At 72.3% G+C, this 13,388-nt stretch carries 2 protein-coding genes; both read right to left on the minus strand.

What is annotated here, in order from left to right; all coding sequences use genetic code 11:
* On the minus strand, positions 1-8,806 hold an 8,806-nt coding region (locus ACH4PU_RS35900), incomplete at its 3' end, for an SDR family NAD(P)-dependent oxidoreductase (RefSeq protein ID WP_398282180.1).
* A gap of 187 nt (positions 8,807-8,993) precedes the next feature.
* Positions 8,994-13,385, minus strand: coding sequence for an SDR family NAD(P)-dependent oxidoreductase (locus ACH4PU_RS35905; RefSeq protein WP_398282183.1), 4,392 nt, complete (start codon positions 13,383-13,385; stop codon positions 8,994-8,996).
* Positions 13,386-13,388 lie beyond the last annotated feature (3 nt).

Genomic DNA, 13,388 nt, shown 5'->3' on the forward strand with positions numbered 1-13,388 from the left:
GCTCCCGCAGATTGCGGTACCAGTACGCCGCATCCATCGACGACGTGTCATCCAGCCACTCCCCCGTCACCGTCGAGAAGAACGGCACCCGCGACAGGCCGGGGGCGATCCCGGACAGATCCTCGAGAACACGATCGCGGATCCGTTCCACGTGCGCCGAATGGGAGGCGTAGTCCACGGGGATCCGACGCGCCCGTATGTCCCGCTCGGCGCACTGGGCGAGGAACCGCTCCAGCGCCTCGTCGTCCCCCGACACCACCGTCGAGACCGGCCCGTTGAACGCCGCCACCCCCACACCATCAGGCAGCAACGGCACCACGTCGTCCGCCGCCAACGCCACCGACACCATGCCCCCACCACCGGCGATATCCAGCAACGCACGGCTACGCAACGCCACAACGCGCGCCCCATCCTCCAACGACAACACACCCGCCACACAAGCAGCGGCAATCTCACCCTGCGAATGCCCCACCACAGCACCAGGCCGCACCCCGTACGACTCCCACAACGCCGCCAACGACACCATCACCGCCCACAGCACCGGCTGCACCACATCCACCCGCTCCGGCACCACCCCCGACCGCAACACCCCCGTCAACGACCAGTCGACAAACGGCCCCAACGCCGCCTCACACTCCGCAATCCGAGCGGCGAACACCGGCTCCTCATCAAGAAGCCCCACCGCCATCCCCGCCCACTGCGAACCCTGCCCCGGAAACACGAACACCGGCTTCCCCACACCCGCCACACCCATCACCACACCAGAAACCGGCGAACCCTCCGCCACCCCCACCAAACCCCCAACCAAATCCCCCACACCACGCCCCACCACCACAGCCCGCCACGGCAACACCGCACGCGACGACACCAACGACCACCCCACATCCCCCACACCCACCGCATCCCTCAGACCCTCCGCACCCTCCACCCACGACACCAACCGCCCCGCAGCCTCCCGCAACGCCCCAGCACTCCGCGCCGACACCACCCACGGCACCACACCCCCACCAACCCCAGCAGCCCCCACCCCCGAACGCTCAGGCACCACCTCAACCGGAGCCTCCTCAAGCACCACATGCGCGTTGGTTCCACTCACCCCAAACGACGACACCCCCACCCGACGCACACGCCCCGCCTGCTCAGGCCACTCCCGCGCCTCGCTCAGCAACTCCACCGCACCCGACGACCAATCCACATGCGGCGACGGCTCATCCACATGCAACGTCCGCGGCAACACCCCATGCCTCATCGCCATCACCATCTTGATCACACCAGCCACACCCGCAGCCGCCTGCGTATGACCGATGTTCGACTTCAAAGACCCCAACCACAAAGGACGTTCACAGTCCCGTTCCTGTCCGTAGGTGGCCAGCAGCGCCTGCGCCTCGATCGGATCGCCCAGCGTCGTCCCCGTCCCATGCCCCTCCACCACATCCACATCACCCGGCGACAACCCCGCACCAGCCAGCGCATCCCGAATCACCCGCTGCTGCGACGGACCATTCGGCGCCGTCAACCCATTCGACGCACCATCCTGATTCACCGCCGAACCCCGCACCACCGCCAACACCCGATGCCCCAACCGTTGCGCATCCGACAACCGCTCGACGAGGAGGACTCCGGCGCCCTCACCCCAGCCGGTGCCGTCCGCGGCAGCGGCGAACGCCTTGCACCGGCCGTCGGCGGCCAGCCCCCGCTGCCGGCTGAACTCCACGAAGGCGCCCGGCGTGGCCATCAGCGAGACACCACCGACGAGGGCCATGGAGCATTCGCCCCGCCGCAGGGACTGGGTCGCCAAATGCAGGGCCACCAGGGATGACGAACACGCCGTGTCCACCGTCACCGCCGGGCCCTCCAGCCCGAACACATACGCCACCCGCCCCGACACCACACTCGCGGAGGTGCCGGTCAGCAGGTACCCCTCGGTGCTCTCGGCCGCCTGTTGGACGAGGGCCGCGTATTCCTGGCCGCTGACCCCGGCGAACACTCCGGTCCGGCTCCCCCACAGCGACGACGGGTCGATGCCCGCGCGTTCGATCGCCTCCCAGGAGGTCTCCAGCAGCAGCCGCTGCTGCGGGTCCATCGCCAGCGCCTCGCGCGGGCTGATCCCGAAGAACTCCGCGTCGAAGTCGCCGGCGCCACGCAGGAATCCGCCCTCGCGTACGTACGAGGTACCCGGGTGGTCGGGGTCGGGATGGTAGAGCGAGTCGACGTCCCAGCCGCGGTCGTCGGGGAAAGGCGTCATCCCGTCGCGGCCCTCGGCCACCAGGCGCCAGAGGTCGTCCGGCGACGCCACGTCCCCCGGCAGGCGGCAGCTCATGCCGATGACGGCGACCGGCTCGTCATCGGCCACCGTCACGACGGGGACGGCGGGCCCTTCGGCCTCGGCGCCGAGGAGTTCGGCACGGAGGTGACGGGCGAGCGCGCCGGCCGTGGGGTGGTCGAAGACGAGAGTCGCGGGGAGCCGCAGGCCGGTCGCCGCGTTGAGCCGGTTGCGCAGTTCCACCGCTGTCAGCGAGTCGAAGCCCAGCTCCTTGAACGGTTTGGTGGGCTCCACGGTTTCGGGCGAGGTGTGCCCGAGGACGTTCGCGGCGTCGGTGCGCACGAGGTCCAGCAGGATCCGGTGGCGTTCGGGCTCGGCCGCCGCCATGAGCCTGCGGAGGAGGGCCGGCCCGTCCTGGGGTCCGGCATCGGCGGCCGTCGCCGCGACCCGGCGGACGGGGGTGCGCACGAGGCCCTGGAGCAGCGCGGGTACGGCGCCGGTGGCCCGGACGGCGGCCACGTCCAGGTGGACGGGGAGCAGGACCGCCCGGTCGTGGGCGAGGGCGGCGTCGAGGAGCGCCAGGCCGTCCCGGGTGGACAGAGGGGCCAGCCCGGCCCGCGTCATGCGCCGGACGTCGGCGTCGTCGAGGTGCGCGGTCATGTCGCTGCGCTCCTCCCAGAACCCCCAGGCGAGGGAGTGGGCGGGCAGACCGGCCGCGCGACGGTGCTGAGCCAGAGCGTCCAAGTAGGCGTTGGCGGCAGCATAGTTGGCCTGACCCGGAGCGCCCAGAACACCAGCGGCCGAGGAGAAGAGGACGAACGCCGACAGGTCACGGTCGAGGGTCAGCTCGTGCAGATTCCACGCCGCGTCCACCTTCGGACGCAACACCGCCTCCAACCGCTCCGGAGTCAAGGACTCGACGAGACCATCGTCCAGCACACCCGCCGTATGCACCACGGCCGTGAGATCCGGTACGCGCTCCAGCACAGCCGCCAGGGCGTCACGGTCGGACGCATCACACGCCTCGACGGTGGCCTCCCCCGCCCCCAAAGCCGACAACTCCTCCACCAGCTCCGCGGCACCGGGCGCCTCCAGGCCACGACGGCTGAGGAGGACGAGACGACGCACCCCGTGTTCCGTCACCAGGTGCCGGGCCACCAACGCACCCAACACACCCGTCCCACCCGTGATCAGCACCGCGCCCGCCGGGTCCAGCGGCGCCGGAAGCGTCAGCACGACCTTCCCCACATGCCGCGCCTGACTCATGAAACGGAACGCCTCCCGAGCCCGGCGCACATCCCACACCGTCACCGGAAGCGGCTCGAGAACACCCCGCTCGAACAACTCCATCAGTTCGGCCAACATTTCGCCGATCCGGTCCGCGCCGGCTTCCATGATGTCGTAGACGCGGTACCGCACGCCCGGGTGGCGGGCGGCCACTTCGTCGGGGTCGCGCTTGTCGGTCTTGCCCATCTCCAGGAACCGGCCGCCGCGCGGCTGCAACCGCAGCGAAGCATCCACGAACTCCCCGGCCAGGGAGTTCAACACCACATCCACACCACGACCACCCGTAGCCGCCAGGAACCGCTCCCCGAACTCCAACGACCGCGACGAAGCGATGCGCTCGTCGGCAATCCCCATCCCCCGCAGGACATCCCACTTCCCCGGACTCGCCGTAGCCCACACCTCCGCACCCAAATGCCGGGCCAACTGCACCGCCGCCATCCCCACACCACCAGCAGCCGCATGCACCAACACCGACTCACCCGCACCCAGGCACGCCAGATCCACCAACCCGTAATACGCGGTCAGGAACACCACAGGGATGGAGGCGGCCTGCTCGAAGGTCCAGCCCTGCGGCATCTTCGCCAGCATCCGCGCGTCGGCCACCGCCACCGGGCCGATCGACGCGGGGAACATGCCGAACACCCGGTCGCCGGGGGCGAACCGCTCCACCCCCGGGCCGACTTCCAGGACGTACCCGGCGGCTTCTCCGCCAAGGCCCTCCTGGTCGACCATGCCCAAAGTGAGCAGGACATCGCGGAAGTTGATGCCTGCGGCGCGGACGGCGAGCCGAACCTGTCCCGGCTCCAGCGGCCGGTCGGCGGCGGTGGTCTCGACGAACGCCAGCTTGTCCAGGGTGCCGCGTCCGGTGGCCTCCAGCCGCCAGGACGTCGTCCCGCGAGGCAGCGCCGGTGTCTCGTCGGAGGCGGCCCGGGCCAGCCGCGGGACCCGCACCCGGCCTGCGCGTAGGGCGAGTTGCGGCTCACCTGCGGCTACGGCCGCCGGAAGCGCGGCCCAGGAGGCGGCATCGCCGTCGACGTCGGCGAGGACGAACCGGTCCGGGTGCTCCGACTGCGCCGAGCGCACCAGGCCCCAGACGGCGGCGGCTCCGAGGTCGGTCACGGAGGCGCGGTCGTCGGCGGCCACGCCGCCCCGGGTGACGACGACCAGCCGGGAACCGGCGAACGCGTCCTCCGCCAGCCACTTCTGGATCAGCTCCAGAGCTCGGCAGGTGGCACGGTGGACGGCGTCGACATCGCCGTCGCCGGCCGGTTTGCTCCGCCCGTCCTCGGCGTCGTCGTCCTCGGACAGGTGGGCGAGGACCAAGTAGGGAACCGGTGTTCCGGCGGCGACCGCCTCCGCCAGCGCCGTGAGGGAGGGGAAGCCGGCAGTGGCTCCCGCCGCGAGCGCCGCTCGGGCCGGGCTGCCCAAATCATCCGAGTCGTTCAGGCCGTCCGAGTCGTCCGGGAGACCGACCGTGACGTACTCGACGGTCGCCGCCGCACCGTCCGGTGCATGCGGTGCGTCCGGTGCGGGCAGTTCCGTCCAGTCCACCCGGAACAGCGATTCTCCGGCATCCGGGCGGGCCCGCTGGCGGGCCGGGTCGTCCGTGGCGAGCGGGCGCAGGGTCAGGGACTCCACCGACGCGACGGGCCGACCGGTGCCGTCGGCAGCCAGCAGGGACACCCCGCCCGATACCGCCGGTGCCAGCCGGACGCGGAGCGCGGTGGCGCCCACCGCGTGGAGTTCGACGCCGGTCCAGGAGAACGGGAGGTACGCTCCCTCGCCCTCGGCCGCGCCGGGGACGAGACCGGAGGCGTGCAGGGCGGCGTCGAACAGGGCGGGATGCAGCCCGAAACCGGCCGCGTCGCCCTCGGGCAGCGCGGTCTCTGCGAAGACCTCGTCTCCTCGCCGCCACGCGGCACGGAGCCCGTGGAACACCGGGCCGTAGTGCAGACCGAGGCCGGCCAGTTCCTCGTACAGGCTGTCCACGGCGACCGGTGTGGCGCCCTCGGGCGGCCAGGCGGTGAGGTCGAAGCCGACGGGCGAGGGGGTGGGGGCCAGCACACCGGTGGCGTGCCGCGTCCACGACAGCTCGGTCTCGGCTTGTCCGGCGTCCTCGGGGCGGGAGTAGACGGTGACGGCGTGGCGGCCGTCCTTGTCCGGTCCGTCCACGGTGAGGCGTAGCAGGACACCTCCGTGTGCGCCGAGGAGCAGCGGGGCCTGAAGGGTGAGTTCGTCGAGCCGGCCGCAGTGCACTTCGTCGCCCGCGCGCAGGGCGAGTTCGACGAAGGCCGTGCCCGGCAGCAAGGCCGTCTCCCCGACGCGGTGGTCGGCCAGCCAGGGGTGCGAGCGGAGGGAGAGGCGGCCGGTGAGCACGACCTTGTCCCCGGCGGGCAGGGCGAGGACCGCGCCCAGCATCGGGTGCCCGGTGCCGCCGAGTCCGAACCCGTCCGCGTCACCCATGAGTTCGGGGGCGTCGAGCCAGTAGCGCTGGTGCTGGAAGGGGTAGGTGGGCAGGTCGACGCGGCGCGCCCGGGCGCCGGCGAACGCCCGGGACCAGTCCACGTCCACGCCGTTCACGTGCGCCTCGGCGACCGAGGTCAGGAAGCGTTCCATGCCGCCTTGGTGGCGGCGGAGCGAGCCCAGCGCGGCGGCTTCCGCGCCGGCGGCGTCGATGCTCTCCTGGACCCCGACGGCCAGCACGGGGTGCGGGCTGGCCTCGATGAACGTGCGGAATCCCCGGTCGAGCAGGGCCTCGGTGGCGGTGGCGAAGCGGACGGTCTCCCGCAGGTTGCGGTACCAGTACGCGGCGTCCAGGGCGGTGGCGTCGAGCCAGTCCCCTGTGGTGGTGGAGAAGAAGGGCACGTGGGAGGGCCGGGCTTCGACGCCGGCGAGGTCGCGCAGCAGCCGTTCCTCGATCCGCTCGACCTGGGCCGAGTGGGAGGCGTAGTCGACGGGGATGCGGCGTACCCGCACGTCCTGTGCCTCACAGCGCGCCACGAAAGCGTCCAACGCATCGCTCTCACCGGACACCACCACCGAGAACGGACCGTTGACGGCCGCGACCCCCACGCCATCGACCAGCAACGGCACCACGTCGTCCGCCCCCAACGCCACCGACACCATGCCCCCACCACCGGCGATGTCCAGCAACGCACGGCTACGCAACGCCACGACGCGAGCGCCATCCTCCAACGACAACGCACCCGCCACACAAGCAGCGGCGATCTCACCCTGCGAATGCCCCACCACAGCCCCGGGGCGTACCCCGTACGACTCCCACAACGCGGCGAGCGAGATCATCATCGCCCACAGCACCGGCTGCACCACGTCCACCCGCTCCGGCACCACCCCCGACCGCAACACCCCCGTCAACGACCAGTCGACAAACGGCCCCAACGCCGCCTCACACTCCGCAATCCGGGCAGCAAACACCGGCTCCTCATCAAGAAGCCCCACCGCCATCCCCGCCCACTGCGAACCCTGACCCGGGAACACGAACACCGGCTTCCCTGTCCCCGCCGCCACCCCGGTCACCGTTCCGGCGACGGCTCCGCGTTCGGTGCGGGCCAGGCCGCGCAGGGTGGCGGCGATCTCGGCGGTGTCGTGGCCGAAGAGGACGGCGCGGTGGGCGAGGTGGCTGCGGCTGGTCGCGAGGGAGTAGGCGGTGTCCAGGGAGTGGGCGGTGTCCAGGGGGCCGGGGAGCGTGGCCGGCTCGTCGTCGCCGGTCAAGAAGGCGGCCAGCCGGGCGGCCTGGTCCCGCAGGGCCGCCCGGCTGCCGGCGGAGACGACCCAGGGCAGGACGGTCGGCGCGGCGGCCGCAGCCCCGTCGGGCTCCACGGGTGGGGCGGTCTGTTCCGGAGCCGCCTCCGGGGCCGGTTCCTCGAGGATCACGTGGGCGTTGGTACCGCTGATCCCGAACGACGACACGGCGGCCCGGCGCGGCCGGCCCGTCTCCGGCCAGGGCACCGCCTCCGTCAGCAGGGACACCGCCCCGGACGACCAGTCGACCCGGGGGGTGGGCTCGTCCACGTGGAGGGTGCGGGGCAGCCTCCCGTGGCGCATCGCCATGACCATCTTGATCACACCGCCGGCGCCGGCCGCGGCCTGGGTGTGGCCGATGTTGGACTTCAACGACCCCAGCCACAGCGGTCGTCCGGGATCGCGGTCGCGGCCGTAGGTCGCGAGCAGGGCCTGCGCCTCGATGGGATCGCCCAGCGGCGTCCCGGTGCCGTGGGCATCCACGGCGTCCACTTGATCGCTGGCGAGCCCGGCGTTGGTCAACGCCTGGCGGATCAGGCGCTCCTGCGAGGGGCCGTTGGGAGCGGTGAGCCCGTTGCTGGCGCCGTCCTGGTTCACCGCCGTCCCGCGGACGACGGCGAGCACCGGGTGTCCGTTGCGGCGGGCGTCGGACAACCGTTCCACCAGCAGCAGCCCGACCCCCTCGGACCAGCCGGTGCCGTCGGCGGAGGCGGCGAAGGACTTGCACCGGCCGTCCGCGGCCAGCCCTCGCAGCCTGCTGAACTCCACGAAGGCCCCCGGTGTGGACATCACCGTCACGCCGCCGGCCAGCGCGAGCCGGCAATCCCCCCGCCGCAGCGCCTCGCAGGCGAGGTGCAGGGCCACCAGGGACGACGAGCACGCGGTGTCGAGGGTGACGGCCGGGCCCTCCAGGCCGAAGGTGTAGGCCAGCCGCCCCGAGGCGACACTGCCCGAGCTGCCGTTGCCGAGAAACCCTTCGAGCCCGTCGGGTATGGAGTGCAGGCGGGCAGCGTAGTCGTGGTACATCACCCCCGCGAAGACCCCGGTCGAGCTGCCCCTCAGCGACGCGACGGGGATGCCCGCCCGCTCGAACACCTCCCAGGCGGTCTCCAGGAGGAGCCGCTGCTGCGGATCCATCGCGAGTGCCTCGCGCGGGCTGATGCTGAAGAGTCCGGCGTCGAACCGGTCGGCGTCGTAGAGGAAGCCGCCCTCACGGATGTACGTCGTCCCGTGGCGCTCCGGGTCGGGGTCGAACAGCGCGTCGGCATCCCAGCCACGGCCTTCGGGGAACGGGCCGATGCCGTCCGTCTCCTCGGTGACCAGGTGCCACAGGTCCTCGGGCGACCGGACGTCGCCCGGGAACCGGCAGGCCATGGCAACGATCGCGATCGGCTCCCGGTCCTTGGCCTCCACCTCGTGCAGGCGCTGCCTGGCCTGGTGCAGATCGGTGGTGACCCGCTTCAGGTAGTCCCGAAGCTTCTGCTCGTTCGACATCGGCCCTTCAGCTCCTCGCCCGGGACGGTGAACCCGTCGGTCCTGCGTGTGTCGGTCCTGCGTATGCCGGTTCGGTGTGCGTCGGTTCTCTGTGCGCCGGTTCCGTGTGTGCCGGTCCTGTGTGCTTCTGTTCCGCGTGGCCGCTCGTGCCGGCCGGGGTGCTCGGCCGCGCGCGGGCGGCCGCGATTCACCCCGCCCCCAGCTCCGTATCGATGAAGTCGAAGATCTCGTCGTCGCTGGCGGCCTCCAGCCGGTCGGCGACCGCCGCCGGAGCGGTGGCGTCCGCCCCGTCCGTCCCCTCACCCACCACGGACAGCAGTTCGCGCAGCCGCAGCGTGAGCCTCGTCCGGGCCGGTTCGTCGTCGGCGAGCCCGGCCAGGCCCTCCTCGATCCGGTCCAACTCCGCCAGCAGGGGCAGGACGGAAGCGGTGTGGTCGGACACGGTCCGTTCGGCCAGGTAGTCCACCAGGACGGAGACGGTGGGCCGGTCGAAGATCAGCGTGGCGGGCAACGGCAGGCCGATGGCCGAGGTGAGACGGTTGCGGAACTCGACGGCGGCCAGCGAGTCGAACCCCAGCTCGCCGAAGGTCCGGTCCGGGTCGACGGCCGCCGGGGAGGCGTGCCCGAGCACGGCGGCCGCCTGGGCGCGGACGAAGTCCGTGAGCCGGCGCTCGCGTTCCGCGGCCGAGGCCCCCGCCAGTCGCCGCGCCAGCGGGACCTCCGGTTCCACCGGTCCCGTACCGGCCGCCGTGGGCGGCACGAGCCGGTGGAACAGCGGCGGGAGGTCACCCGCGGGACGGGCCCGGAGGGCGGCCGTGTCCAGCCTGATCGGTACGGTCACCGCCCGGCCCGTCGCGAGTCCGGCGTCGAACAGCCGCCGCCCCTCGTCGTCGGTGAGCGGCACGACCCCTGCCCGGCCCATCCGCCGGCGGTCGGCGTCGGACAGCTCGCCGGTGATCCCGCTGTCCGCCGCCCACAGCCCCCACGCCAGGGACACCCCCGGCAGTCCACGCCGGTTCCGCCACTGGGCGAGGGCGTCGAGGAAGGCGTTGGCGGCCGCGTAGTTGGCCTGCCCGGCGGCACCCAGTGTGCCGGCGGCGGACGAGAACAGGACGAACGCCGAGAGCGGCAGACCCGCGGTGAGCTCGTGCAGGTTGAGCGCGGCGTCGGCCTTCGGGCGGAACACCCGGTCGAACCGCTCCGGGTCCAGGGCCTGGAGCGTCCCGTCGTCCACCACGCCGGCGGCGTGCACCACCCCGGTCAGCGGCGCCTCGTCGGGAATCCCGGCGAGGACCGCGGCGAGTGCGGCGCGGTCCGCCACGTCGCACGCCTCGACCTCGACCTCGGCACCCAATTCCGCCAGTTCTTCGACGAGTTCGGGCATGCCGGGTGCCGCCGCACCCCGTCGGCCGACCAGGAGCAGCCGACGGACACCGTGCTCGGCGACGAGGTGCCGGGCGACCAGGCCGCCCAGGGTGCCGGTGGCCCCGGTGATCAGAACCGTCCCCGCCGGATCCCACCGAGTCGTCTCCGCGTCGGGCCGTACGGGCGTCCGCAGCCGGACCAGCCGGGGGACGAACGCGGCCCCGTCCCGCACCGCCGCCTGAGGTTCGCCGGACGCCAGCAGCGAGGTGACCAGCCGCGGCAGGGCGCGGCGGGAGAGGTGGGCGTCGTCCAGGTCCAGGACGGCGAAGCGCTCCGGGTGTTCGGCCTGTGCCGACCGGATCAGGCCCCACAGCGCGGCGGATGCTGGGTCGTCGGCGCCGTCCTCGGGGCGGACGGCCACCGCTCCCCTGGTCACCAGGACGAGCCGGGCGCCGGCCGGCCGTTCGTCGGCGAGCCAGTCCTGCAGCAGCCGCAGCGCGCGGCGGGTGACGTCGCGTACGGCGGCGCGCAGGGCGTCACCCGCGCTGATGGTCGCGTTCGGGCTTGCGTCCGGACCTCCCCCCGGACTGGTGTCGAAGGCGGCGGAGGCGGCGGCAGGGGCGGCGATGGAGGCCAGCACCACGTCCGGCGCTTCGAGGCCCGGTTGCCCCTCGGCCGTGCCGTCCGGGCCGGAGCAGGCCCGCACGAGGACACCGGCATCCGCCAGCGCCTCGGTCAGGCCGAGCTCGTCCGGGCCGAGCACCCCCCACCAGCCGGTGACGGGGGGAGCCGAGGGCAGCCGCCACTCGGTCCAGTCCACCCCGAACAGCGCGTCCGGGTGGTGCCGCGACGGGCCCGCCGCCGCCAGCCGTTCCACCGGCACCGCCCGGGCCAGCAGGGACTCCACCGTCGCCACCGGCGCACCACCGGCATCGGCCACTTCCAGCGACACCGCGCCGTCGCCCAGCCGAGCCAGTCGGACGCGGAGCGCCGAGGCACCCCTGCCGTGCAGGGTGACGCCGTTCCACTGGAACGGCAGGCGCACCGTGCGCGTCTCCGGGTCCCCGGCCTCTCCCCCTTCCCCGGCCGGTTCGGCCGGGGCGAGCGCGGTCGCGTGCAGGCCGGCGTCCAGGAGCGCCGGGTGCAGGCCGAACGACGCGGCATCCGTGCCGGGTGGCAGTTCGACGTCGGCGAAGAGCTCGTCACCGCGCCGCCAGGCCGCGCGAAGCCCTTGGAACACCGGCCCGTAGGCGTAGCCGAGCTCGGACAGGTGCTCGTACAGGCCGTCCACCGCGACCGGTTCGGCGTCCTCCGGCGGCCACTGCCCGGCCCCGGAGGGTGCGGGCGCGGGTGTTCCGCCTGGCGTCAGCACGCCCACGGCGTGGCGCGTCCACGGCACCCCGGTGGGACCGTCGTCCTCGCGGGAGAACACCTCCACCGGGCGAGTCCCCGCCTCGTCCGGCCCGCCGACCACCACCTGCAACCGCACCCCACCGGTGTCCGGAACGGTCAGCGGCGTCTCCAGCGTCAGCTCCTCGATGCGACCGCAACCGGCCTCCCGTCCGGCACGTGCCGCCAGCTCGACGAAGGCCGTGCCCGGCAGCAGGACCGTCCCCAGAACCCGGTGATCGGCCAGCCAGGGAAGCGTCCCGACCGACAGCCGCCCGGTGAAGACGTACTGGTCACCGCTGGACAGCGGTACCGCGGCACCCAGCAGGGGGTGATCCGCCGGATCGAGACCGGCGGCGGACACGTCCGTGCCGGCGGCACCCTCCTCCAGCCAGTACCGCTGCCGCTGGAAGGCGTACGTCGGCAGCTCGACCGCCCGCGCGCCGGGGAACAGGGCCGCCCAATCGATGGCGGCCGCGCCTCGGGTGTGCAGCAGCCCGACAGCGGCGAGCAGCGACTCGGACTCGGGGCGGTCCTTGCGGAGCGTGGGGACGGCGGTGGCGGCGTCGTCCTGAGCGAGAGCGGAGAGGGTGCCGTCCGGGCCGAGCTCCAGATACGTGCGCACACCCTGCGCGCGCAGGGCCTGCACGCCGTCGTGGAAACGGACCGCCTCACGCACATGCCGCACCCAATACCCGGCGTCGAAATCCTCCTGAACACTGCCCGTCAGGTTCGATATGACCGGGATGCCCGGGGTGCCGTACGTCACCGACTCGGCCACCGCACCGAACTCCGCCAACATCGGCTCCATCAACGGCGAATGGAAGGCGTGACTCACCCGAAGCCGCTTCACCCGACGACCGCGCCCTTCCCAGAGCGACGCCAGCGCCGCCACCGACGCCTCATCCCCCGAGATCACCGTGGACGAAGGGCCGTTGACCGCCGCGATGTCCACGCCATCGGTCAGGGATTCGCGCACCTCCGCCTCCGACGCCTCCACCGCCACCATCGCCCCACCAGCAGGCAACGCCTGCATCAACCGGCCCCGCGCCACCACCAACCGGCACGCATCCTCCAACGACAACACACCCGCCACATGCGCCGCCACCAACTCACCCACAGAGTGCCCCATCACAAAATCCGGACGCACACCCCACGACTCCACCAACCGGAACAACGCAACTTCCAGAGCGAACAACGCCGGCTGCGCGAACTCCGTACGATCGAGCCGCTCCTGGTCGTCACCGAAGACGACATCCCTCAGCGGCAACTCCACCCGCTCACACACCGCATCAAACGCCTCCGCGAACACCGGAAAGGCGGCATACAGCTCCCGGCCCATACCGATGCGCTGCGACCCCTGCCCCGAGAACAAGAACGCGGTCTTACCCTCGACCACCGATCCCTCCACCACCAGCGGTGACGTCTCTCCCCGCGCCAAGGCGTCCAGATCCTTCAGAAGTCCTTCGCGGTCGCCAGCCACCAGCACGGCACGACGATCGAAGAATTCCCTCGTCGTCGCCAAGGAAAAGCCGATATCCGTGACCTTCATTCCGGGGTTCCGGTGCAGGAACGAACGGAGATGAGCCGCCTGAGCGCGCAGTGCGCCGTTCGTCTTGGCTGAGAGGACCCACGCGGAATTCCCTCGGTCATCGTCTTCTCGCGGCTCCTCCTCGGGGGTGTCGGGGGCTTGTTCGAGGATGACGTGTGCGTTGGTGCCACTGATACCGAATGACGACACCCCCGCACGACGCGGACGCCCCTGCGGCTCGGGCCACTCCCGGGACTCGGTCAGCAACTCCACCGCACCCGACGACCAATCCACATG

The organism is Streptomyces sp. NPDC021100, from assembly GCF_044333095.1.
Taxonomy (GTDB): domain Bacteria; phylum Actinomycetota; class Actinomycetes; order Streptomycetales; family Streptomycetaceae; genus Streptomyces.